This window comes from Flavobacterium sp. LM4 (assembly GCF_002017935.1).
Classification (GTDB): domain Bacteria; phylum Bacteroidota; class Bacteroidia; order Flavobacteriales; family Flavobacteriaceae; genus Flavobacterium; species Flavobacterium chungangense.
This window is the reverse complement of the sequence record NZ_MUFW01000002.1, coordinates 606314-631988: the sequence shown is the minus strand read 5'-3', so window position 1 is coordinate 631988 and position 25675 is coordinate 606314. Positions and strand designations below refer to the sequence as shown.

23 protein-coding genes are annotated in these 25675 nt (G+C 32.5%); 22 read left to right on the top strand and 1 reads right to left on the bottom strand.

What is annotated here, in order from left to right:
• Positions 1 to 3: 3 nt before the first annotated feature.
• The 9 genes from BXU10_RS16550 (at position 4) to BXU10_RS16510 (ending at position 12126) form a co-directional block, all read left to right on the top strand.
• Positions 4 to 2847, top strand: a complete 2844-nt coding sequence (locus tag BXU10_RS16550; RefSeq protein ID WP_078228567.1) for a SprB repeat-containing protein — start codon at positions 4 to 6, stop codon at positions 2845 to 2847.
• A 17-nt stretch (positions 2848 to 2864) separates the two neighbouring features.
• Positions 2865 to 5069: a T9SS type A sorting domain-containing protein gene (locus BXU10_RS16545; RefSeq protein ID WP_078228565.1), complete on the top strand. Its 2205-nt coding sequence runs from the start codon at positions 2865 to 2867 to the stop codon at positions 5067 to 5069.
• A gap of 4 nt (positions 5070 to 5073) precedes the next feature.
• The gene (locus BXU10_RS16540) at positions 5074 to 8292 is read left to right on the top strand and encodes a deaminase domain-containing protein (protein WP_078228562.1); all 3219 of its coding nucleotides are present in this window, start codon (positions 5074 to 5076) and stop codon (positions 8290 to 8292) included.
• A complete protein-coding gene (locus tag BXU10_RS16535; RefSeq protein WP_078228559.1) occupies positions 8279 to 8518 on the top strand; it encodes a hypothetical protein in 240 nt (79 codons plus the stop codon). The genes BXU10_RS16540 and BXU10_RS16535 overlap by 14 nt, the downstream gene beginning before the upstream one ends.
• Positions 8519 to 8724: 206 nt before the next feature.
• Positions 8725 to 9099, top strand: a complete 375-nt coding sequence (locus BXU10_RS16530; RefSeq protein WP_078228557.1) for a hypothetical protein — start codon at positions 8725 to 8727, stop codon at positions 9097 to 9099.
• A gap of 1 nt (position 9100) precedes the next feature.
• The gene (locus BXU10_RS16525) at positions 9101 to 9349 is read left to right on the top strand and encodes a hypothetical protein (protein WP_078228555.1); all 249 of its coding nucleotides are present in this window, start codon (positions 9101 to 9103) and stop codon (positions 9347 to 9349) included.
• Between the two features lie 121 nt (positions 9350 to 9470).
• The gene (locus tag BXU10_RS16520; RefSeq protein WP_078228553.1) at positions 9471 to 9797 is read left to right on the top strand and encodes a hypothetical protein; all 327 of its coding nucleotides are present in this window, start codon (positions 9471 to 9473) and stop codon (positions 9795 to 9797) included.
• A gap of 251 nt (positions 9798 to 10048) precedes the next feature.
• Positions 10049 to 10633, top strand: a complete 585-nt coding sequence (locus tag BXU10_RS16515; RefSeq protein ID WP_078228551.1) for a hypothetical protein — start codon at positions 10049 to 10051, stop codon at positions 10631 to 10633.
• A 146-nt stretch (positions 10634 to 10779) separates the two neighbouring features.
• Complete coding sequence (locus tag BXU10_RS16510; RefSeq protein WP_078228549.1) at positions 10780 to 12126, top strand: hypothetical protein; 1347 nt, start codon at positions 10780 to 10782, stop codon at positions 12124 to 12126.
• 8 nt (positions 12127 to 12134) lie between these two features.
• Here BXU10_RS16510 and BXU10_RS16505 read toward each other — a convergent pair.
• Positions 12135 to 13309, bottom strand: a protein-coding gene (locus BXU10_RS16505; protein WP_223255423.1) for an IS3 family transposase whose coding sequence is annotated in 2 segments (ribosomal slippage) — positions 12135 to 13054 and positions 13054 to 13309 — 1176 coding nt in all. Because the reading frame shifts where the segments join, the coding sequence is not laid out codon by codon here.
• Positions 13310 to 13415: 106 nt separating this feature from the next.
• Here BXU10_RS16505 and BXU10_RS16495 point away from each other — a divergent pair.
• The 13 genes from BXU10_RS16495 to BXU10_RS16430 all read left to right on the top strand — a co-directional run bounded on the left by BXU10_RS16495 (position 13416) and on the right by BXU10_RS16430 (position 25673).
• Positions 13416 to 14438, top strand: a complete 1023-nt coding sequence (locus tag BXU10_RS16495; protein ID WP_078228547.1) for a hypothetical protein — start codon at positions 13416 to 13418, stop codon at positions 14436 to 14438.
• A 5-nt stretch (positions 14439 to 14443) separates the two neighbouring features.
• Positions 14444 to 14839: a hypothetical protein gene (locus BXU10_RS16490; RefSeq protein WP_078228546.1), complete on the top strand. Its 396-nt coding sequence runs from the start codon at positions 14444 to 14446 to the stop codon at positions 14837 to 14839.
• 265 nt (positions 14840 to 15104) lie between these two features.
• Complete coding sequence (locus tag BXU10_RS16485) at positions 15105 to 15305, top strand: hypothetical protein (RefSeq protein ID WP_078228545.1); 201 nt, start codon at positions 15105 to 15107, stop codon at positions 15303 to 15305.
• A gap of 337 nt (positions 15306 to 15642) precedes the next feature.
• Positions 15643 to 16038, top strand: a complete 396-nt coding sequence (locus BXU10_RS16480) for a hypothetical protein (RefSeq protein ID WP_078228543.1) — start codon at positions 15643 to 15645, stop codon at positions 16036 to 16038.
• Between the two features lie 16 nt (positions 16039 to 16054).
• Positions 16055 to 16507 (top strand): hypothetical protein, encoded by a 453-nt coding sequence (locus BXU10_RS16475; RefSeq protein ID WP_123922037.1) that lies wholly within the window; start codon positions 16055 to 16057, stop codon positions 16505 to 16507.
• A gap of 2 nt (positions 16508 to 16509) precedes the next feature.
• A complete protein-coding gene (locus tag BXU10_RS16470) occupies positions 16510 to 17106 on the top strand; it encodes a hypothetical protein (RefSeq protein ID WP_078228540.1) in 597 nt (198 codons plus the stop codon).
• 88 nt (positions 17107 to 17194) lie between these two features.
• A complete protein-coding gene (locus BXU10_RS16465; protein ID WP_078228538.1) occupies positions 17195 to 17389 on the top strand; it encodes a hypothetical protein in 195 nt (64 codons plus the stop codon).
• Between the two features lie 659 nt (positions 17390 to 18048).
• Positions 18049 to 18333: a hypothetical protein gene (locus BXU10_RS16460; protein ID WP_078228536.1), complete on the top strand. Its 285-nt coding sequence runs from the start codon at positions 18049 to 18051 to the stop codon at positions 18331 to 18333.
• A 745-nt stretch (positions 18334 to 19078) separates the two neighbouring features.
• Complete coding sequence (locus BXU10_RS16450; protein WP_189328107.1) at positions 19079 to 19516, top strand: lipocalin family protein; 438 nt, start codon at positions 19079 to 19081, stop codon at positions 19514 to 19516.
• A 95-nt stretch (positions 19517 to 19611) separates the two neighbouring features.
• Positions 19612 to 20448 carry a hypothetical protein gene (locus BXU10_RS16445; RefSeq protein ID WP_123922036.1) on the top strand — a complete coding sequence of 279 codons (837 nt, stop codon included), beginning with the start codon at positions 19612 to 19614 and terminating at the stop codon, positions 20446 to 20448.
• A gap of 37 nt (positions 20449 to 20485) precedes the next feature.
• Complete coding sequence (locus tag BXU10_RS16440) at positions 20486 to 21784, top strand: IPT/TIG domain-containing protein (RefSeq protein ID WP_078228528.1); 1299 nt, start codon at positions 20486 to 20488, stop codon at positions 21782 to 21784.
• Between the two features lie 81 nt (positions 21785 to 21865).
• Positions 21866 to 23209, top strand: coding sequence for a PKD domain-containing protein (locus tag BXU10_RS16435; RefSeq protein ID WP_078228526.1), 1344 nt, complete (start codon positions 21866 to 21868; stop codon positions 23207 to 23209).
• A gap of 7 nt (positions 23210 to 23216) precedes the next feature.
• Positions 23217 to 25673: a hypothetical protein gene (locus BXU10_RS16430; protein WP_189328106.1), complete on the top strand. Its 2457-nt coding sequence runs from the start codon at positions 23217 to 23219 to the stop codon at positions 25671 to 25673.
• The last annotated feature ends 2 nt before the right edge of the window (positions 25674 to 25675 follow it).

Genomic DNA, 25675 nt, shown 5'->3' with positions numbered 1-25675 from the left:
CTTATGAAGAAAATTTACGTATTGATAATTGTATTGGTTTCGGGATTTGGCTTTGGGCAAACCAAAGCAACTTATACCGTTGAATTTAAAAATTTAGATTATAGAGTTTATAGAAATGTAAAAAATCATACTTCTTCCCATTTCGATTTGACATTAAAATATACGGACGGCACAACCACAAAACTTTATGGAGCAGGTATTGGTGATAACTCGAGTACAAGTGATTATTCTATAAATACTTTCACCACTGAAAAAATTCCTAAATCGATCAACTACGATTTATTTGTAAATTTTTCGAGTACAGCCAATATAGGTGATAATTTTGATATTTCTACTTATCCTTGCATTACAGCTAAATCTTTTTCTAAAGCTTATGATGGAATGGATGTTTCTTTTGAATACGATATTAGACCTAATCTACAAATTATTCAGACAGAATATGATTTGCCAACAGACAAGCGTATTACGATTGCAAGTATTCCGGGATTTAACAGCAGTTACTATAATTGGCAATATTCATTAGATCCAACATCGGATCCTTCCAGTTGGACAGATTTGCCCCAATATAATGGAATGTCAAGTTTTTCAGCTAATGCAGTTGATATTTTAGGATCTAATATAATAAGTTATGTAGGCAAGCCAATTTACTTTAGGCAGAAGGCATGTAGTACTGTATCAAGCCATGTAAAATACGATGTACGTCTATCTGCACCAAAAATTAATTCTTTAACACGAGTTCAACCTACTTGCAGTGATTCTGAAGATGGATATGTAAAACTTGTATTTAACAGAACACTATTTTCGGGTGAACAATTAAATTATACGCTGCTTGATGTGGATACAGGTATGCCTGCTAATTATAATGGCATATTATCTATTGCAGCAGATAAAACTTTTGTTATTTCGGGTTTAAGAAAAGGCAATTATACGCTGCAATTAATAGGATTTAAAGATGGACTGAACACTTCTGTCGTTCCTCAAGATTTATTTGCACTTACAACCTTTACAATAGCATCTCCTCCTGTATTAGATTTTACACTAAACAGTACCAATGTGCAATGTTACGGATCTCAGGATGGTACTATAACTATCGCACCAACGGGAGGAACCCGTACTGTATCAGGCAATGATTATTATTCCTTAGATGATGGAATGAGCTGGATTCCTTTCCCTAATGATAAACCATACACAATTACCGGCTTGGCACCTGGCACATACAATGTGAAAGTAAAAGACATGAATGGATGTATTGCTAAGATTCAGACAGTGGTGAATGGTGAGATTCAACTTGGGGATGATAAAGTATTGCAAAAAACAATCTCGCAACCCGCATTACCATTAACACTCCATTACACATTCAAAAAAGATCCCACTTTTTACGGAGCTGCTAACGGGAAATTAACAGCCTCAATAAGCGGCGGAACGATCAATGATGATAAATCATATGATTATGAATGGAAAAACAGTTTTGGCGATATTATACCAGCAACAGCCCAATATAATACTTCTGATAAAACATACAATATTACATTAGAAAATGCTCCTGAGGGAGAATACAAACTAACTGTAAAAGATAAAAATTATAATAATGCCAGTAATAAAGCAGCATGTTCTATTATTGAATCTTCTCAAATACTATCTCAGCCAGACAAAATTGTAATTGCTTTAGCAGTAGCACAAGCTATTTCTTGTAATACTGCTAATTTAGATTCGGATGTAAATAAGTTCTCAGACGGAATTTTAAAAGCAACAGTTACTGGTGGTGTTCCTTTTGTAGCACCCGCAAACAATGGTTTGCCCTATAAGTTTATCTGGTCAAAATATAATACTTCAACAAATTTATGGGAGGAGTTGACAGATTATAAAACAGATACTGCAGATCAAATTTCGCAAGGAAACTATTCGCTAAACATTATAGATGCCAATGGAATAGTACAAGGAACTTATAATGCTACAGATTTAGTTACAGCAGTTCCAACAACAAAAGAAATTGCTGAGCCAACAAAATTAGAATTATCATTTACCTCCGGAAATGTTTCCTGCCATGAAGGCAATAACGGTTGGGCAACAGCAAATGTTACAGGAGGATCAGGTACTTATACGTATACATGGTACAATACAGGTAACAGAACTATTGACCAAAACAAAATAGCTCAGTTAACAGCAGGGGAATATTTTGTAGAGGTAACAGACGCAAAGGGCTGTTTTATAAAAAGTAGTATCATCATTAGTGAGCCAGCAGAAATGGTGAAAATTGACTACGAAGAAATTTTTACACCTACTTTTTCAGGAGCGACTAACGGAAGAATTATAGCCAGGATAACAGGAGGAACACCAAAGGATGATCAATCCTATAATTATCAGTGGAAAAATGCAGCAGGAGTATTACAAACGGCAACAGCTCAAATAAAAGCCGGCATTTATACCATTACACTAAATGGTGTTCCGGCAGATGACTATTTTTTAACGATTACTGATAAAAATTATAACGAAGCAACAAATCAAATTAGTAATTGTTCGGTCTTAGAATCAAAAGTGACATTGAACCAGCCGGATCCTTTAAAAGTTGTTTTTGAAATTGTACGCACTATTTCCTGTAACACAAGTAATGAATTTGGGAATGATACAGATACAACTCCAAAAGACGGAAAGCGTGACGAATCGCAAGATGGTATTTTAACAGCTCATGTTTCAGGTGGAACTCCGCTTGCATCTTCTGTAAATAATGGATTACCGTATTATTTTTATTGGAAAAAGCAACAGGCAGATGGCTCCTGGACAGCTTTACCTGACATCACAGGTGAAACAGCTGTAAACCTTTCTCACGGAAATTATGCCTTAACATAAAAGACAGAAACGGAATCATGTTAGGAACCTATATCAATAATCAGCTGACACAGGAAGTTGATGCGACCCAATTGATGCAGGAACCTCCAAAATTATCGGTTAGTATAACCAAAGGTGACGTTTTTTGTAATGGAGGAAACGACGGCTGGGCTACTGCAAATGTGGTGGGCGGAACACCTCCGTATGATTTCAAATGGTCGAATGAAGTAGAAATAGATAAAAATACTGTTTTAAAAGCAGGTGAATATTGGGTATTTATTACAGACGCCAAAGGATGTACTACGCAAGAAAGCATAACCATTTCAGAACCTGCAGCACCGCTTGCTATTAAATATACCGAAGTTCTTAATCCTGGTTTTTACAAAGCTACCAATGGAAAAATTGTGGTAGAAGTTACCGGAGGAACGATTTTCCCGGACAACTCCTATTGGTTTGAATGGAAAAACAGTAAAGGAATTGTACAAACTACAACCACAACGAATTTCAGTAACGGAGTTTATACCATTTCGTTAAACGGGCTTCCGGAAGAAAACTATAGCCTTACAGTTCGTGATGCCAATTATAATCCAGCCACAAATAAAATAAGTTGTACCGTGGCAAATGCTGTAACAGCTTTAGACGACCCGGATCCGCTTGAAGTTACGTTTGAGGTAGTTCGCACTATTTCTTGTAATGCCGGCAATGAATTTGGAAATGAGACTGACGCCAATCCTTTGGACAACCAAAGAGATGAATCGCAAGACGGAATTTTAGTGGCTCATGTTACCGGCGGTATTCAGTTACAAAATACTCAAAACAACGGATTGCCATATTTTTATACCTGGAAGAAGAAACAAAAAGACGGTTCGTGGGCAATCTGGAACGAGCATGACGAAACTGCCGAAAATCTGTCTGATGGGACTTATGCTTTGAATATAGAAGATGCCAACGGAATAAAACTCGGAACCTATGTCAATAATATTTTGACTAAGGAAAAAGATGTTACCCAATATATGCCAGAGCCGGAAAAATTAAAGTTAACCTTTACCAAGCTTGACGTTGGTTGTACTACAGGAAATGACGGTTGGGCAGAAGCACACGTTTCCGGCGGAACTCCGCCTTATACCTATGAGTGGACTAATGGGGAAACAACAGCAAAAATAGAAAAGATTACAACAAACAACTACTTTGTAATAGTAACCGATGCAAAAGGCTGTATCGTTCAGGGAAGCATTTTTGTTGGTGACCCAAAAGGAGTATTTACTACCGAAACAGTCAAAAATACTACTTGTTATAAAGGGAATGATGCTTCGATAGGACTTAATGTTACAGGCGGAAACCTGCCTTACAGTTATTTATGGAACACTGGTGCTACGACTAAAGACCTCAATAGCCTTACAGCAGGAAATTATGAAGTAGCGATCAGCTGTCCGGATTGCTGTGTGTATAAAAAGAGATTTGTTATAAAAGACCCGGAACCTGTTATCGTAAATATTGGTCCTGACAGAACTTTATGCAATGATCAAACCCTGGATTTAGACGCGACAATTGCAGATACAAATGCACAATACAGCTGGACTTCTACAAACGGATTTACCTCAGATGAAGCAAAAGTAATGGTATCAAAAGCCGGAACCTATCACGTAAAAGTAACTTCAGGTTTAGGATGTGTTAGCGAAGATGAAACCGTAATAAAAACAAGCCAGGCCATAATCAGTTCAGAGTTTCTATTGAGTTCACAAGCCTATTTAGACGAAGAAGTAATTCTGATTAATACCAGTAACCCCTTTGGCGAAGGTACAAACTGGATCATCCCAAAAGGAGTAAAAATTGTAGAACAAAAAGAAAAATACATAACATTAAAGTTTGATGCCGCAGGAGTTTATGCAATTGGCTTACAGCAAACGCAGGGAGAATGTTATGCGACATATACTAAAAATATTACGGTGGAGCAACGAAACACATTACCTGATACAGGCACAGCATCACAGTTTGTTATAGATTTTATAGTGACACCAAATCCGAGTAATGGCAATTTTAAAGCACTAATAACATTAGAAAATAGTAGTGATATAAACTTAAGGCTATTCTCGACAAACGGACAAAATACGATGATTCAGAAAAAAGAATCAGGAAAGAAAAAGTATGAAATAGATTTTCGGACCACATTAGAATCCGGCATGTATGTTTTAGTATTAGAAACAGGGCAGCAAACATTGGTTAAAAAAATTATCATCAATTAAGAAAATGAAGAACTTTTTAAAAAACATATTTATATTCATCTTGTTCCCCCTTTGGGGGCTAGGGGGCTTTGGCTTGGGTGTTTATGCCCAGCTTTATCCGGTGCAGATGACTCCTGTTTTTAATAGTCCGTATAGTGTCAAATTAGCTGATTATGTCACCAGTATGGATACCAAAATGCAGTTACTGATCAACCCTACCGATATTTCCATTTCGCAAAGACAGGTACGTCTTAAATTCTATATACAAGGTAACGGACTCAACATACAAAGCAGCGATTTTATACAAGGACAGCGGCCAATTTTTATAAATGGAGGTGAATTACAAACGTTAACAAACACTGACATTGCAGCCCTTTTCAGGCTTGAAAACCTGCAAGGGATTTCACCGGCACAATATGCCAACGGATTACCCGAAGGCATGTACAGTTTTTGTTTTGAAATGTACGATTTTGTCACCAACCAGAAAATATCACAAAAAAGCTGTGCCAGTTTATATCTAATACTAAACGATCCGCCGCTGCTCAATACGCCGCAGAAAAACGAACAAATTGCCTCGACAGAATTTCCAAATATTTTATTTACCTGGACACCACGCCAGATCAATGCCACCAATGTATCGTATAAGTTTGAGTTAAAACAGCTTATTGATCCAACATTAGATCCGCAAATTGCATTTCAGATGTCTCCTCTTTTATATGAGGAAACACTTTTTGCAACCGCTTTGCTGTACAATGTAAGCATGCCAATACTTGTTCCGGGAATGCGTTATGCATGGCGGGTAAAAGCGATTTCGACCACAGGACTTTCAGAGAATGCCATATTTAAAAATGACGGATACAGCGAGATTTATTCGTTTAAATATACATCCTCGTGTGCAGCCCCAACTTTTTTATTAAGCGAATCCCAGAGTTCTAAAAGTGTCAAAATCACTTGGCAAGGAACGCCGGAACATACACGCTATCAGGTACAATACAAAAAACAAGGTGTTCGTAATGCACAATGGTTTTCGACCAATAGTTTAAACACACAAAGCTTAATCACCAATTTAGAACCCGGTGTTACGTATGAGTTTAGAGTAGGTTCAAGCTGTGATCCCGCAACCGAAGGCGTTCAGTCGTTTACTTATTCCGGAATCAGCACCTTTACCACACCTACAGAGACAAGTGGCGTTGCGGCTTATAACTGTGGTATCATTCCTCAAATCAATATTCAGAACCAAAAACCGCTTACCAATTTAATACAAGGCGAAACGTTTAAGGCGGGCGATTTTCCGGTAACAATTTCTGAACTTAAAGGCGAGAACAGTCCTTATTCAGGACGCGGTTATATAATGGTTCCTTATTTAAATCAAATTAAAATAGCTGTTCAGTTTAGTAATATCACGATCAATACCGATTACCAATTGATAAGCGGTGTTGTTGAGACGAGTTATGATGCGAAGTGGAGTGATGTTGTTAATGGAAAAGAAATAATTGATGATGTAAAAGGTTTACTGGAAGGAATTGCGGATCTCTTTAATAGAGCCGATGAATTAGAAAAGCAAAAAGCGGCGGGTACAACTAGTGAAGAAGATTATAATAAGAATTGGAAAGAAATATATGCTGGTCTGGAAAAAGCTAAGGAACAATATAAAACATTAGTAAATGCTCCTGATATTCCAGAGGACTTAAAGAAAAAAGTTGCTGATTTAGATCCGGTTTTTGTTGAGTTGGCTTCTAATAATTATACAACGTCAGGCAATCAAAACCAGGAGAATTTAGCAAAAACAAACGCAGTTTTTGATGAAGTAAATAAGTTTTTTAGCGAAAAATGTGATGCTTCTTTAAAAAGTATTGTAGCCTTTTTAGCAACAGAAAAAGTTAACTATTTAAAATTAGTAGCTAGTGAAGTTTCAAAAACGACGGCATCAGTTTCAGGAAGCAAGACATATATGACTTCTATTTATGATGAAGGAAAAGGAATTTTAAAAATAACTCATTATAAGGGGTGGAGCATTAGTAATCCGGTTCAGAATTTGTTTTTGATTGAAACCAATGATGCAGAATTAAATAAATTAAAAATCACAAAATTTTGGTTAAGCTACGTCCCCAATAGTGTTGATGGATATGCAGCGGGAGTTGATGTAACAATTTATTTTAAAGATCCGGTACCAAATCCAGATGAACCTTTTTGTACACAAAAAACTACTATTGTTAAAGGTGTTTCTGCGCAAGCACAATTTTCAGATGCAATGGGACAAATGGTTTTTTACGGGGCTTTAGGTTTAGGTTCGGTAGAGGCATTAGCAAGCGTAAAAGCAACCGAATGTATTACAGGATTTACCCTTGATGCAGGCTTTCAAATGGGGATTAACGCCATTGTAAAAACATATCTAAACGAGAGCTTTACAACGAAACAATTAATAAAAGAAGTTTCCCTGCCAAGTGCAGCGACAAGTTGTGCAACAGCTGCTTTAGTAAATAAATGCGGAACTGCTTGCGCAGGTGTTAGCGGATTTGTAGTAGGTTTTGGTGATGATGTTTTGAACCAGTTAAAAAGCGGAAAAAGCTTATCAGAGGTAGAAATTAGCCAAAGTACCCTAAATGGTATTAAACAGGGAATTTTAAATATTATAGTCCAAAAAGTAATTACTTTTGGTATAGGTAAATTTTCTGCATGGAAGGGTAAATACACACCAAAACAGGTTGAAGATGCGTTGGAGGATTTGGAGAAGAATCCTGAAAAGTATGGAATTGATGATGCTGAGAATTTAATTACTAGAGAATCTTGGAATGGTTTTAAGAATATTTTTAAAGCTAACGCTGATGAAATTGCTGAGGCTACCACTAAAATTAAAAATCATAGATTAGCACAAAATGAAGGAACAAATGGGAATTATGGTTATCTTGAAGGTAAAATAGGTGATATTAGTAAAAATGGTGAAATGATTAGAAGTGGAGAGCCTGATAAAATTAATGAAATATTTGATGCTTTAAAAATAAATCCTAAACAGGAAATAGACGGTGCTAATTCATGGTTAAGAAATACAGACAGTGAATATAAGATGTTAAATAGATTAGCAAATGACTTAAATGTTATTAAAGGAAAAATTTATAAGGAAATAAGAGGAGAACTTAGGATTGTATCAGAGAGACCTTATTGTCCCTCATGCCAAGGTGTAATTCAACAATTTAGTGAAATGTTTCCAAACGTAAAATTAATATTAATAGATGGAATTAAATAAAATAAAAATAGCTACAGGAAATCCTACTATAGTAAAAAATATTATAGAAGATTTTAATAAAAGATATCAAACTAACTTTTCAATTGAATCAATAGAAGATTGGGATGGAGTCGAATTCGTAATTGTTAATGTAAATTCTTCCTCATTAGATGATATTTATCTTTTAGGTTTCTTTCATGGAATGGAAATTCAAGACCTTCGTCAAAAAGGAGAAATTGACTACTGAAGAATTATTAGATAAAGCAAAATAGTAAATAACAATCAGTTTACCAGCAAGTAGTTACTTTTGGTATAGGTAAATTTTCTGCCTGGCGAGGTAAATATAGACCAAAACAGATCGACGATGCTATAGAGGATTTACAGGCGCATCCTGAAAAGTATGGGTTAAAACTAAATAATGTTTTTAAATATGGAAAGTATTTTTTTTCAAAATTGAAATCAAATTCATCATTAACTGAAACTGAAAAATCTATTGCAGAAGAATCCCATCAAATATTAAACTCTTTAGAGTTCGAGAAAATAACAGATGGGTTTGCAAATAAAACACCTGTTCAAGTAGAAATTAATGGAAGGACAATTTCATATGATGATGCTCCTTTTTCAGGCATGACTTGGTTTGAAAAAAATGGTTTTAATATTGGTAGAGAGGCTTTTGAAAGTGAAAAAGAACTGATTAAAACTGTATTACACGAAATGCATCGTCTACGAACTAGCACTTTAAGAGGTAGTGGATCAGCTTCGGAAGTTACAAAAGAAACAAAAGCTGCTTTTGATTTTGCAGAAAAAACATTTAATTTATTTGAGTAAAATGGAAGAAAGAAAAAAATGGTTAGATGCGGTTGAGAAATTTAGAATCGACATAAATACAATTGTCATATGTCCGCACTGTGAAAAAGGAAATTTGATTGTAAATGATGTTGCTTTTGATGAAAGTGAAATAAATAAAGGAGGTGAGAGATTTATTGAATGTTTAACATGTGGCAAATTTGAAATTGTTTTATATAGAAGGCCTCCTGAAAATTGGTACTCAAAAAATAATACAAATGGTTTGAGTTAAATTAGAATTACAATTAATTCTAAGAAATCAATCTTGGTTTGAAAATGTTATATTCCATAATCAAGGGAAGATATTATCTAATCAAGAACTCACAAATGCAGGTATTAAATTAATTAATTATATGGAAAAAATCACAGAAATTTTTGGATTACAAATACACGCAATAATTCATTATTATAATGAAAAAAAAATATCAATAAGTTTTGATAATACTAATATAAGAATAGAATTTTATAATTGTCCCCTAGTTTTCGACTCAGGTATTATAGGAAAAAAAGTGCTAGTAGCCGAAAGGTATAAAGGAGAGATGAGTTTTGTACTTGTTTTTAGAGAAATGAAATTGGACGTCGATAATTATAAATATTTTATAATTAAAGGGCAAGAAGGGTTAGAGCATTATCAGAATCAAATAAGAATTGCGTATCAATCGATGGAGATAATTTTATAATAATTTATTGATTTTCCCTAATTCCAAACTACTAGGTTTTTTTAGCGATTTTAAAAACTTTCTAATGATAGTTGATATCAATCATTTTATAAAACCTTTACATAAACAGGATTTGGTGATGATGGATATGCAAACAAAAAAGACAGTATAAGTTAAGAAATAAGAAATTTTGTCTTGACTAAAAATAAAGTAAAACGTTCTTTGAAATATTAAAAAAAAACAGCCCTTACTCAGGTCGGGGTTACATCATAGTGCCTTATCTGGCTGATACCAAAATTGCAGTTGAGTTTAATAGTATCGTAATCAATACCGACTATCAATTGATTAGCGGTGTTGTGGAGACGAGTTATAATCCGGATTGGAAAAATGTTACCGACGTAGAAGATTTTACAGGCGAAGGTCAGGGCGGACAGATTGAAGAGACCGTTCCGTTTGAGGTTGATAAAATTGTAATCAATCCTAATGGCGATATTATAGTAAACGGTAAAGATGGTGAACAGGTAACCATTCCTGGTGGAAAAGATACCGTTATTACAGACAGTAAAGGAAATATTTACAATGTTGATAAAGACGGTAACGGAAGCAACGAACCTGCAATAGCCGCAGCAGGAGGCAAACCAACACCTGAAAATACCGATGGAGTAGATGAAAGCGGTCAGGCAACAGAATTCACGGCAAAAGGAATTTCGATTGCATTTAGCGGTAACGGCAGTAAATATGCTTTTGATGTACTACCAGACAAAGCACCAACTGCTTTAGAAAAGCTTTACAAAAAAGTAGGGAACGTTGCCCTGCCTTATAAAGCCGTTTTAAACGGTTATCAGATACGGTATTAGCTACAGTAACCCTTACAGATACAAATATACAACTGGACAGTATCGTATTTAAAACCCAAAACGGAGCAAATATAGACTTTAAAAGAACCGATAAAGTATTTGTATTAACAGTAAAAGGAAAGCTGAGTTATGCCGAAGAGCAAATATTGGCCACTATAAAGCAAGGTGATAGATGGAAAGTTATAGGAGCTTTTATGCTGGTGCATATTTCGTCAAAAGAAGTCAATGTAGCTTTAGTGCCTACAGATGCAGTTTCGCAAAACAAACTTGACGGAATTATTGCGAGTACACAGGCAATTTATGATAAAATTGGTGTAAAAGTAAACTTCAAAAAAGAGGGTATCTTAAACATTGATAGTGTTGTCTCAGGAAACACAATTCAGACTGAGAAAAATACACTTACATCAACTTATAGCACAGACCAGCAAAAAATAAACGCTTTGTACCAAAGCACAGAATCAAATTATGTGCTTTTTGTAACCGATAAAAATTCAAGTACCGGGCAGCAGGGTTATATGCGCTTGAATGGGCAGTTTGGGTATGTATTTAAATCAGGATTAACCAAAACTCCTGCGCACGAATTAGGACACGGAATCTTTAAACTGGAACATCCTTTTGAGACTTATAAAACAACTGAATCAAGTACTGATTTATTGATGGATTATAGTTCAGGAACAGTCCTGAACCATCAGGACTGGAAACAGGTTAATGATCCTGCATTTAAATTGTATGCGTTTCAGAGTCAGGCTAGTGGGGAACTAAATAAATATGCTCATCTTGCTTTAACCCCAAGTGGAGTTGTTATAGATGAGTTTTATCTTAATAATGAAAAAATTGTTATTGCTGTTGTAATAGCAAAAAACTACACAATTAAGACTGTTAAATATAATGACAAATTTTACGAATGGAATAGCACAGCTAAAGCCTTTACTAATGGTGCAGAAAAAATTATTGCTAAAAAAGTTTCTAAAACTATTGATAACAAAGTTAATTTATTCAGAACAAGAGGAGATGGATGTACTTATGATTATGTATTAGTTGAGTGGAATGCAGAAGACGAAAAGATTTCAGATACTGACAACAGAGTACAGGAAAAAATAAAAACTTTTACTGATGCCGACTGGAAACCTTCTCCTTTTGATATTAAAGATGCGTCTTGTAGTAATAATTTTGCCCAAGAGCTACTGGCACGTGATCAGAAGGAATGTTCATTGTCTGAAATACAAGATGGACTTGCTGAACTGAAGGCGGTAATGAAATTGACAGATGGAGAAAAAGTTGCTACATCTGTAAATAATGTCTGTATGTCTGCTATTAGAAATTTGACATACCCAGAAATAGAAAGTATTATCAAAATTATTGCGACACAGACGGTTATAAAAGAGCGTTCTGAACTGGCAATTTTACGTTTAATGAGTGCCATTAAAACAGATAACTATGCCAACTACTATAACTTTTTAGAGAAAGACACTGGATATGCAAACAAAAAGTAGAGAAAAAGTTAAGCTACATTTTTGTAATTAGTTAATTTATTAAATTCTTCAATAGTTTTATAGTTCAAAGCAGAGTGCCTTCTTTTTTTATTGTACCAAATTTCGATGTATTCAAAAATTTCAAGTTCCATTTGTTCTTTAGTAATTAGTTTATTCCCATAAATTAATTCTGTTTTTAGTGATTTGAAAAAACTTTCTGCAACAGCATTATCCCAGCAATCTCCTTTACGGCTCATACTTCTAGTGACAGTTTTAAAAGAGTCAAGCATATTAGTAAAGCTTTTATTAGCATATTGAATTCCTCTGTCGGAGTGGAATATTAATTCATTTGTAATTTTTCGATTTTTAAGTGCCATTTTCCAAGCTGTTAATGTAGTTTGTTTAGTACTCAAACCATTGCTTAGACTCCAGCCAATTATTTTTCTGTCGAACAAATCCAAAATAATTGTGAGATACAAAAATCCGTCCTTTGTTTGAATATATGTTATATCTGAAACCCAAGCTTTAGATGGTTCCTTCACCGTAAATTCTCTTTTTAAGATATTTGGAACAACAAAATGATTATGTTTTGAATTGGTTGTTACTTTAAATTTTTTACTCAATTTACTGTACAAACCTAATTGCTTCATGTATTTAGCGACTGTTATTCTAGATATTTGATATCCTATATTTTGAAGTTCTAAAGTAATTCTTGGACTTCCATATCGCTGTTTGGTATTAAAATATATTGAAGTTATTGCTTCTTTTATTAAAATCACTCGTTTTTGCCTTTGTGAAACAATCTGTTTTTTCCATTTATAGTAACTGCTGTTGCTTACTGCTAAAACTTTGCACATCTTTTCAATCGAATATATTTTTTCATGGTCTTTTATGAAAAGATAAATCATCGACCTCCCTTGGAAAAGATGCTTATTGCCTTTTTTAAGATATCACGTTCTAATTCTGCTTCTTTTAATTTTTTTTCAAGTTCATGAATTTTTTCTTGTTCGGGACTTAGTTTTAAATTGCCTTTTCCAGGAAAACTTCCCGTTCCAAATTCTTGATAATCTTGGCGCCATTTATAAAGCAAAGCAGCTGTAATACCAAGTTCCTTGGCAAGTAGAGAGATATTATCTCTTTCATAACTTAATTGGACTGCTTTCTCTTTGAAAATGCGGTCGTAATTTTTACGATTTTCTTTCATGGTCTAAAGTTAAGATTTTGTCCTTAACTAGAACTCCACGCTAAGTTAGCACATCCAAATTGCGCAATATACTGAATGGAGAAGCCTTACGACAAATATAGATAAGTTGTCATCTGCCGAGAAAAAATTAGTAACAGAACAAGAAGAGGTTTGGAAAGTTCTTGGATTTGTTGATAACGTAGGAGATTTATTAGCAAAATATCCAAATATTACCAAATATATCCAAGACATTAGAGTGAAAGTCTATTTTTCAAGTGATATACAATTAAAAAGTTTTGAAGAATTATTAAAAACAGCTGATCCGGATGTTTTAAGATGGATTGATCGTATGACAGAAGGCCAGATCGATGATTTTGCTGAAATGGTAAGAGGATTTAAAGATAATCCAGAAAAATTTAAATTAGCAATAAAATCTTTGGATAATTTTGTTGGTACTCCAGGTAGACCTGGTTTTGTTAAATTTTGGGTATTAACACCAAAAATGGAGGACGGTCTCAAAATAATTAGACAATTAAAAAATGAAGGGAAGCTTTTACCTACTGGTAACGCAACAGAAATTCAATTAGCAACAGCACAGAATTATACTGCGTGGGGTAATTTCCTGAATAATCCAATGAGATATGGTGATTATTTTGGCACCTACGCAGAAAGGGCATTAATACATTTAAAAGAAGGGCTGGCGGAATTGAGGAAAGTACCTGAAAGGAATATGAGTGGTGATAAAGTATTCAGTGGTAGAGGTTACTCTTTAGACGAATTTAATGATTTGTTTGTTGGAAAAAAAGGAAAAGAAGTAATCATCAATAAAGGTTTTGTATCTTCTTCTTTAGATGAAAAAGTGGCTACACATTTTGCAATTAAAACAGCTAAAGATGTTCCTAATCCTATAAAAGTTATTCGAAGAATAACTACTAAAACAGGAGTATATCTAGATGATTTGTCTGATTATGGGGAAAATTTAGGAAAAACGAGACATCCTTTATCTGAACCAATTGAGCAATTTCAAAAGGAAGTTTTAATGGAAGAAGGATATTTTAAACAAATAAGCGAACCTATTTCTTTTACTGGATCAGACGGAACAAAATGGTATTATATTGACTTTGAAGAATTAGGAAAACCTTTAAATTAATTAAAATGGAAAGAAGAATAATAAAACCCGAAGATTTTCCAATTGAATTTAATGAGCAAAATATTGAGATTTTAGCTAGAATGAAATTAAATCATCCTCCTCCTGTAAAATTCCCCCCCCCTATTGAATGGAGAATTTTAATACCTTTCTTGACTGAAAATGATAAAATATTGGTATCAAATAAGGTAAAAGAGATACAAGAAGAAATAGAGAAACAACGTTGGGAGTCTTTAACTCAAGAAGAACAAGCAGAAGAAAAACGTTCTAAAGAAAGAAGTTTAAATGAAGGATCTGATGTGTTCAGAGGTAATATATTGCAGCAAGAATGGGATTCTATAGATCTAGCAAGAATTGAAAAAGAAAAGAAGGAAAAAGATGGGCAAGATGAAAAACTTGAATAGGATAATTAATTGTAACTATCAGAACCTAATGTACAGTAATTTATGGTACTTTATGAGATTATATAAATTTTGAAGAATTAGGAAAACCTATAAATTAATATTATGAAAAGAATAAAACCTGAGGGTTTTCCCATAGAGATGAACGAAGAAAATATTGAAATATTAGCTAATATGTCTATTTAAGAGATTATATCTGAAGATTGGAGGCATATAACATTTAATATTTTAACTGATGATCAAAAGATTTTAATAAGCAACAAGGTTTGTGAAATTCAAAAAAAAAAAACGTAACCAAGACTGGGATTCATTGACAGAAGAAGAGCAGGAAGAAGAAAGAAGGAAAATAGAAGCCAGTTTGAAAGAAGGGCCTAATGCTTTTAGGGGTAATATTTTGCAACAAGAATGGGATTCTATAGAATTAGAAAGAATTGAAAAAGAAAAGAAGAAAAAAGATGGGCAAGATTAAAATTTAGAATATGATATTGATTTATCCCCCTTGCTGGCGCGAGCATCTTGCTCGTGAGCGCAAAGAGATGTGAGTTCATTCGAAATGAAAATAAGATACGTTCATTGAAATTTGGTTTTTAGAAAGTTTTTTAAAGTTAAATCATATTTATAATAATCCAATGGAAACAGGTTTTTACTAATATGCTAAATTGAAATATAGTTCAGTAAGAATTATGGAGATAGCAATTGACCAAAGTCCTTTCAGATTTCAAAGAAGCTCAAAAAGCGGGGAAATTAGATGAGATGGTAACTTCGTTTGAGATTTTCAGAAAAAATAATATTAAGAAACCGTGTTTATGAAATTAGATAGTCAGCACTTGTATAAAGCTTTAAAAAGTAATACCGAAATTCTTGCTACAGAATTAGAGGAACTTAACTATGGCAGAATGTTTTGGAAATTTGATTTTTGCATTGATAACCAAAAAATAAATAATTCACTATTGCAATGTGAATTCGAAGGACTTTTTGTAAACCTGGACCATTTTAAAATGGAATCGGAAAGCGGGAAATATATCTACATACCAAAATATAATCCTGTAATATACAATACCGAGTCTAAAGAATTTAAAGAGTATAAATCTCCTATCGAGCCTCAGAATAATGATTTTGTGAGAAATTATTTTTTTGATAATAATTTGATTATTCTACACGAAAGAAGTGTTTATAAAATCAATTCAGAAAATTGCCAATAAATATCCAACTGAGGTAATGCCTTTAGATGGACAACTTTGGGGTATAGCAGAGATTGAAAATGGTGTAATTAAACAAATGGAGGCTAAAGGAAATACATTCAATGATGTTGACTTTGTAATTACTACGAAGGGGGAGTTAAAAATAGGAAAGAAGCATCATTTTTTAGGAAATGCAAACGATGTTGAAGCTGCTGGTACAATAAAAACGGTTAACGGTAAATTAAGAAAGATTTCAAATTCATCTGGACATTATTTTCCAACTATTGATGAAACAAACAAATTTCCTGAAATTTTCAGACAGCTTGGTATAGATACTAAAGGAGTTTCATTAGAAATTATTGATGAAACAAACAAATTTCCTGAAATTTTCAGACAGCTTGGTATAGATACTAAAGGAGTTTCATTAGAAATAAAATATTTAGATGAGGCAGGCAATTTAAAAACTCAAACGAAATTTATTACTGAATAATTATGAATGAAATTGAATTAGCAAAACAACTTTACACTTCAGCACCTTTAAACAAATTCAGAATTCAAAAAATTATGAAAGAAAAAATAGATATATTATCTATTGATCAAAAAATTAAGATGTTAGTTTTTTCATTCAATAATTATGATAAAAATTATAATATGGAATTGTGTTTAACTTACACTCTTTTATGGAAAAACTTTAATGAAGTTAATTGGAAAACATTAATACTGGAAATGTTTCCAAGAAAAATAAAGTTTGAAGAGGGGAATATAAAAGAAATAAATACAGGATCTTATTTTGATATATTTTTGCTTAATGGAATTATAGGAGTTTCTCCATTTGAGTTTATTTTTAATGAACCTAAAATAAGTGAAAAAGAAAAGAAAGAGTTTTTAAATTATTTAAAGTTTTATGGTAAAGTACTTTTTTACTATGACGAACGAGCATTGATAGAGGATGTCGTTAATTTTTATGAATTAGAAGCATTTATTGATATAGTAAAGATGAAAGAATATATTCAAACAAATTTAATTTTCGAACCATCAATGAGTTATTCAGATTTATTAATTCGATATGGAAAAGAAAATAATTTATAAAAGTCCGCTGAATTACAAAAGCAAGGATATGCTAGTCAGATATTTGAAGATGCAATTAATTACTATAAAAGTCAAAATAAAGTCATAAATGGTATTGAAGGAAGATGGTTGCCAAAGTAATAGTTATGAAGGAGGAATGTCCACAAACTTAAAAAGTTTCATTGATGATTTTCTTTATAAAGGAAAAACATTTGAAGAAGCAGCTTTAAACGCTCCTACTGGCAAAATTGCAGAAAAAAATGGATTTACAAAAGCGATTGGGATGTTTAGACTTAGGAGGTAGTAAACCTTCTGAAATATATTGGGTAGAACTTAAATTTAAAAAGCCTTAATAATGAAAAAGCTATTCACAGACAATCATAAAAACATAATGACTTGTAGTGATTTTGAAATCAAGTTTAAAGATTATTTGGATTACATTGCATTGCATTGACAAATACTCATCTACATGATTTATTTTCAAAAAAAAGTCGATTTTTCAATACAAAACATTAATGATTTTCAAAAAAAATTAATGCTTTCTTTGAAGTATGGTTAAAAAAAGGATATAACTACAACTTGATTTTCAATGAGCAAAACATTACATCCTTTGTAGATTCTTTTATCATTAAATTTAAAACTACAGATATTGGTTAATTAACTATTTGCAAATTTCAATTTCTATAAAAAGATAAATTCTACAAAAGAGATTTTTTTGTTTATGATATTAACGATGATGAGGAAATGAAGTATAATTAAATAATTAAGAGTAATAAATAAAATATACTAATCCTTCCGGAAACATAATTAAATGGGAAGAACAATTAGAGCAAGGAATATCTTCATCTATTGTTTCTAAGAATGCAAGCTCAGAACTAGGTGATATCGTAGAAGGTAACGTTGGAGAGTTTGTTAAATCTAAAAAGAAGGTAGATGGAATTAAAAACATAAAATAATTTTAAAATGGAAAATATTGATTTTGAAACTAATCCAATTTGTAAAATAGAAGAAAAGAAATTTGATTGGGGAGAACCATATAATATATACACTCCCATTTTCAAAACAAACATTGAACATAATTTATCACTTTTAGAATTTTCGATTGAGTTATTTGGAAAAAATAACTTAAAAAAACAATTAACATTATTACATAATAAATTAACTAATCATGAAGAACTTAGTTCTGTTGAAAATTTAAATGAAGAAATTTTTAATAGAGAACATCTAATTGATTTAATAAATACATAATAATTAATGATAAATATACTGCTCCATGGGTAAAATATAGTTTATCAATAACAGAAATTGATTATATAAATTTATTAGCTGACATGTTAGATATGAATTTAAATTATGTAAAAGAAATTTAATTTGAAGATTATAATAAATGTGAAAATTATAAAAAAGCAAAGAGTAACAGAAATAAGTGATTAATATTTAGTGGGATTGATTTTGCCAATTCATTAGAAGAACTTAAAAAACTATTAAAATAATGGCGTACATACAATTCCTATCAGAAAAACTAAGCTCAAAAGAACAAATATACTTAGACATTATGTTGAGTGCATACAACATAAAAAATATTCTCTCGTCCTAAAAAAGTTTACATATTTAAGTTCATGCTAAATAAAATAAGATATGTTCATTGAAATAAATAACACATACAGTTTTATAATAGATTGGAATGGGTACGAAGTCGGGAGACTTCGCACAGATGGGGTATATATTGATGATATCTCGGATTGGGGTAAAAATTTAGGAAAAACAAATCACCTAACTGCAATTCCGGCAGTGCAAATACAAGAAGAAGTTTTATTGAACTCTGAAAAGATTAAATTATAGAGCAAAAATGAAGCAATTATAGAAACATAAATAGAGTAGTATAATTTAGTGTACTACAAAAAAAATCGCTAAAAGTAAAGGTGTGGGCTTCTAGTGGGTTTAACTAAATTACACCATAAAACAAATCTAAATTTTTTTAAGCATGAACAAAATGAAAACCATTTTTTTAACAGCCTTAGTGGTCGTAGGTACTTTATTTACCTCTTGTAGTAAAGATGATAATGACAGTCCATCAATTGTGGGGTCTTGGAAGACTTCTTCGAGTATAAGTGAAGAATTTAAAGACGGAGTTTCTCAAGGAAAAGAAAGTAATAGTATAGATGCCAATAACTATGAAATATTTACATTTAACAATGATAATACATTTTCTGATTACGAAGTATCTTCGAATGATTTCTCTTCAACGGATCCAGGGACTTATACTATAAAAGACAATATTATATCTTTAAAATACAGTGGTGATACTGATATTGATTCACTTTCTTTTACATTAACAAAAGATACCCTTGTCACAACTTTCATTGAAGAATATACCTCAGATGGAATTGCTTATAAATACGTAACTATAGTTACCTACATTAGGCAATAACAAACGTCAATTTATATTCAATTAAAAAGAAAATAAAACATTTTAGAACTGTCCTAAAAGACAGTTCTAAAATATAACCCCAAAATAAAATGAATATGAAAAGGATAGTTTTAACAGCAGTAGCCATATTGATTGGAATTGGCGCTTTCGCACAAAAAATCAAGATTGATAAAGGAGAAATAAAACTTGACGAAAAGACAATTGGTTACCTGGAAGGAAAAAAACCAGTTTTTAAAATATATAGTTTAGATAAAAGCTTTTCTGTGACAGCAGAATTAAAGAATGCTCCCAATGAAGATTCGATGAAACTGCCGTGGATAGAGATTAAAAACGAAGCCACAGGAAAAACGAACGAATTAGATTTTAAGAATAAAAGCAGAAAATTCAGTGCCTTTAATTATGATAGAAGTATCATCTATGAATTAATGGATAGAGGTTATTTTACTGCTGACGGTTTAATTAAAGATGCGATAGAAAGTTTTATTAATGGAGAGTCAACGGGTATTGCTGCAAAACGTTTAGGGGTTCAGGGTGATATCGATAAGGCAAGTCGTCTGGCTGATACCTATCAGTTAGCAATCGATGATAATGGTGTTATCTATAGCATAAAAGCAAAAAATGAAGACCCAAATGATAAAAGAATAGGTTATATCAAGATGACGTCACCATCGAATAATGGAGAGCTGAAATATGAAGTTTTAGATCTAGACAATCGATTAATAGCAACCTGGTTTGCAAAAGCAGCTATGGTTTCAGGATATGATAAATTTTTAAATCAAGAACTGATTACATGGGATAAAAAAGTTTTAAAAGCAACTTTTGACAATCGAGGAAATCCTATAGGATATAAAATGAGTAAAGATATTACCGCGATGAATATTGTACGTGTACTTGTTGGAAACGGCTACAGTTTAAGCAGTCAAACATTATAGATGAAAAATAGATTGAGTTAAAAATGAAAAACAGAAAATGAAAAACAGAATTTTATTCGTAGCCGTGTTGCAGCTTTTTTTAACCTTGAATAGTTGTAGTTCGGATTCAGGAAATGATACGGAGCCAACTCCGGAACCACCAGTCGTTGTAATAAAGACAGCTAAAATAACATCCTATTCAAAAAATTCAGGCGAAACCGGAGAAACGGTAAGTATTTATGGTGAAAATTTTTCGGACAAATTAAGTGATATCAAAATAACTTTTGATGGTGTTGCAGCAACAATTGTTTCGGCTTCAGCTACTGAAATTAAGTTTACATTACCTCAAACGGAGAAAGTATTACCAAAATTGGAGCTTACAATAGAGAATAGAACCGTAAGTAACGAAGTTAAAAATGATTATGAAGGGAATATTGGTATTCTGCCGACTCGTTCATTAACTGCATGGTTAGTACAGCAAACCCCATTAAATCTAGGAGATGGTGCTTTATATTTACAAATTATTAATAACAAGGTTATGTATCTAAATGGTGGGAAAACTCTAGATGGCGGGATTACCTGGAAATCATGGTCTAACAAAGTCTTTAGCGGATTTCATGTGACAACAAGCGGTGACGGTTGGTCTGCTGATGTTAGTAGTTATGGACTTTGGAAAGTTTCTGCTGGAGTAGATGCAACAGCCCCATTTGAGTCAACAAAAGGAAATACTTATTATACAGTTTTCGTAGAAGACAATATGCAAAATGGAACAATAGTGTCCCAAAAAGGTTTAGTATTAACTACGTCAAATGGGAATGATTTTACAAAAGAATATCAAGTAGAGGCAGAACAAATAAATCTTTTTAATTCTACCAAAATTGATAATAATCATATCTGGGCAATTGGTTATAAAAGTATAAAAGATGTAAATGGTTTTACAGGTAACAGACCTTTTATTTTGTTCAAAAATAATACAACAGATGGTTGGAAAGAATATCCTTTTATTAAAGAAGCCAATGGATATTTTGCTAGAGAGATTTGCTTTGTTGATTCAGAAACAGGTTTTCTTTTAGTAAATCACTACTATAATACCTTATTAGATGTTAAGTTGTTCAAAACAACAAATGGAGGAGATTATTGGACACAAATTTACAATGCTGAAAAATTTACAAAATTCGCTTTTAAAGATGCCAATAGAGGTTGGGCAATTTTGGAAAATAAAATTTACAAAACTGTAGATGGTGGAACTACATGGACTCTTGACTATACGCACGATCAGCCCATTAAAATTATTGCATATAAAGATAATGTTGTTTGGGCTATTTCAGCAAATAAAATAATCAAACGCTATTTATAATCCTTAAGATTAAAAAGGTTAAATAATAAAAAAAACCACTACAACCCAAAAAAAAGCTGTAGTGGTTTTAAAATAAACTGAATGAAAAAAACATTACTCTTCCTGTTATTTATTGTTATTACTTCTTGTTATCAGGAAACCGCTATAGCCATAGAGGGTGATTTTACGACTTCGTACGTCAATAATGACGAATCAATACCCGTACGAATTAAAATAGACAATAAAATTACCGGTGCAGATCAATATGAATGGACATTTGAAGGAGGCAATCCGGCTACTTCATCACAAAAAAATCCGGGCGAAATAGTGTACAGTAAACAAGGGACCTATACCATTAAATTAATAGCTACAAATGTAGATGGAGAAAGTAATGAATTCAGTAAAACCGTAATCATTAAAGAAGGTATTAATATTGAATTTACCCATGAAATAATCAAAAGCAATTATTCACCCGTTGAGGTTGTTTTAAAAAATACGACCATTGGAGAGGGATTAACTTTTACATGGGATTTTCAGGGTGGTGTACCTGCCACTTTTACAGGCAAAACACCTCCAAATGTTGTATTTACAACCCCTGGTGATCACACTATAACACTGACCGTTTCTAATGGTTTTGAATCAGAAAAACAAACTCAAACGGTAACTGTTGCATCTTCTTTAGTAAGCTTATTTTCGTATGAACCAAAGTTTGAAGATGATGATTACGAGGCTCCTGTAACGATTAATTTTACTAATAAATCGATTAGTGCCACAAATTATAAATGGACTTTTGAAGGAGGAAACCCGGCTACTTCAACAGAAGAAAATCCGACAGTTGTTTTTACAAGTGCGGGCAGTCATGAAGTTACATTGGAAGTCTTTAACGATAAAACAAGCCAGATTTATAAATCGACCATTGCAGTTTTGACAGATACCAATTTGCGTACTTTAACCAATATTAAATTGGGAATAAATTCGGCACATAACAATAATAATATTGGTGCCATGTTCTCAACAGTAACCAGACAGGTTTATAAAGCAGATGAAATTAACGATCAGAACAGCAGTTTAATAGATATTGTTTTTCAGGGGCTAAATGGCAATTTTACCTATAACAGATTTATATCGCCGGACCAGGCAAACAATTATGGATTTTTAGCATTACAAAATGCACAAAGCACCATTTTTATAAACTCTCAAAATTTGTGCAACTGTGGTTTGAATTTTACCGAAACACAGTTTGATGCAATGGTAAATGATACCCCGATAAAATCTTTAAATATAAGTTACAGTGCGGCAGGTGCACAGGAATTTGGCTTTACTTATCCAAGGATTATTTTATTCAAAACACAAGACGGAAGAAAAGGAGCCATCAAAATTAAGGATATGGTAAAGAACGGAACAAGTTCTTATATTTTATGCGATATCAAAGTACAAAAACAATAACCAATAAATGAAGAGAGAGAATAAGAAAATCTTGTTTTGGTTATGTATTGTTTTTGCCTGTTGTATTTGCAGGAAAGGATATGCTCAGGATGTAGATTTAGAGAATTTTTATAAACCAAATTTCAAAGTTACAGGTAATGTGAATGCAAATACAATGTACTATACCTCTAATATGCAAAATGCTAGTGAGCAGTTTACTTATTTGCTGTCAGGAAATTTAAATATTAGTGCTTTTAATTTTAGCGTTCCGTTATTTTACAGTATTACCAATCAGGGAAATAATTTAGGCTACACAGCCCCATTTGATTTTAACAGATTAAGTATTATGCCAAAATACAAATGGGTAAAAGCATATATAGGCAATGTGAGTATGACTTTTTCACCTTATACCTTAAGTGGTTTTCCGTTTAAGGGAGTTGGCCTGGAACTTACTCCAAGAAGCCCGTTTAAAATAACTTTAATGGGAGGACAGTTGTTAAAAGCAGTATCAGAGGAAAATGCATCAGGAGGAATTCCGGTATACCAGCGTTTTGGTTATGGAGCAAAAATAGGTTTTGAGCAGCCACAATATAAAATTGGCTGGATTGGTTTTTACGCCAAAGACGATGTTAACTCACTAAACATAACTAATGATAAAGGAGTAACGCCAAAAGAAAACTTTGTAAACAGTCTGATTTTTAGCACATCATTGATAAAAAATTTAAATTTAAATGTAGAGTATGCTTTATCTGTTTTAACGGATGATGTTCGAAGCAAAAATATTTCAGGAGGTAATTTCAGGGATAAGTTATTTTCCAGCAAAGAAAGTACCAGTTTTATGAATGCAGTTAATGTTAATTTTGATTATAATATTCAAAAGAGTACTGTAGGAATAACCTATGAACGTATCGATCCTAATTACAACACATTGGGAGCATTATATTTTAATAACGATTTAGAAAATATTGCATTGAGGTTTGCACGTCCTTTTTATCAGGATAAAATCACGGTATCGACCAGTTTAGGATATCAGAGAGATGATTTGGCAAAAGCAAAAAAACAGGATACTAAGCGGGTCGTTGGTTCAATAAATATGAATTACAGAGTAACAGACCAACTTAATATTACGGGCAGTTATTCGAATTTTTCTACTTATACGAATAAAAAATTAGACCAGTTCGAGCTTATAAACAATCCAAATGTTGTGCAGTCTGATACATTAGATTACAGACAATTGTCTCAGAATGCCAATGTGAATATGTCGTATGCTTTTGGACAAAAGAGGAATCAAAATTTAAATTTTAACTATAGCATTGCCGGTCAGGCCAATGAACAAGGCGGCGTCATACGAAAAGGTCAGGCAAGTACCGTTCAGAATTATAATTTGGCACATTCGGTAAATTTTATAGATATGAAAATTGCCCTGAACAGCTCCCTTAATTACACCAGTAATGAGGTAGCACAAAACAGTAATTCTTCAGTTGGGGCTTCAGTTGGAGCCTCTAAGAAATTATTCAAAGACAAGTTAAATACTAATTTTGGACTTCTTTATAATAATTCTCAGGGAAATACGAATTCGAGTTCTGTGTTTGGCGTTAAGTTTAACAATAGTTATGTCCTGCTTGGACAACATAATTTTAATATGAGTATAATTTCAATGTTTCGAAGCAGTTCTAATGCTAAGAAATACAATGATTTGACTGCTACATTAAATTATTCTTACTCGCTTGATAAAATAAAATTGCCAGCCAAAAAAGAGCCTAAAAAAGAAACGAAAATTGTTTCAGATCCTGTTCTAAAAATAAAATACAAAGAAAAGACCCATGAAGGAACCAGAAATGAAATCATAAAACAGTTGCAGGACCTTCAACGGGGATTACGACCAATGCCAAAGGAAGATTCTGATGAATTGCAACATTTGCTGATACTTGCTACTCTGACTCCTGATAATGAAACTTTTAAAGAAAAGACTTTAAATTATTTAAAAGAGTATGACTTAAATAATGACATCTTAAACAGATATAACAAATACATCCTTGAAACTGTAAAAAGTTTGGAAGAAGAGATGATCCGAAAAGATGAAGGTGTTGAAAATGATTATGTTATGGCTCTTGGAAGAGTGAATAAACATAAGATGTATGGCGTAAATGAACAAGATGTAACCGATAAAATAAGTTATAATTCTTATTTAAAATTGGTCGAACGAAAAAATAAAAAGCTACAGCCTTTATTAATTCATCGATGGATGCTTAATGAGATTTTGATACTTGCGAATACTGCTGTAGAAGAAATGGATAAAAACGAAAATCTTTCCAATTTTAATAAACAAGAGTTGAGTCATTTCTTTAAAATGATGAAAGATAAAAAACCGGATACACAAGTAATAGAAGAATTAAAAATCAAACTAATTCCGTTTTATCATGATTTAGCCATTAAAAATGTTAAAGATGATCAAGTTGAATTTAAATATTTACAGAATAATTAAGG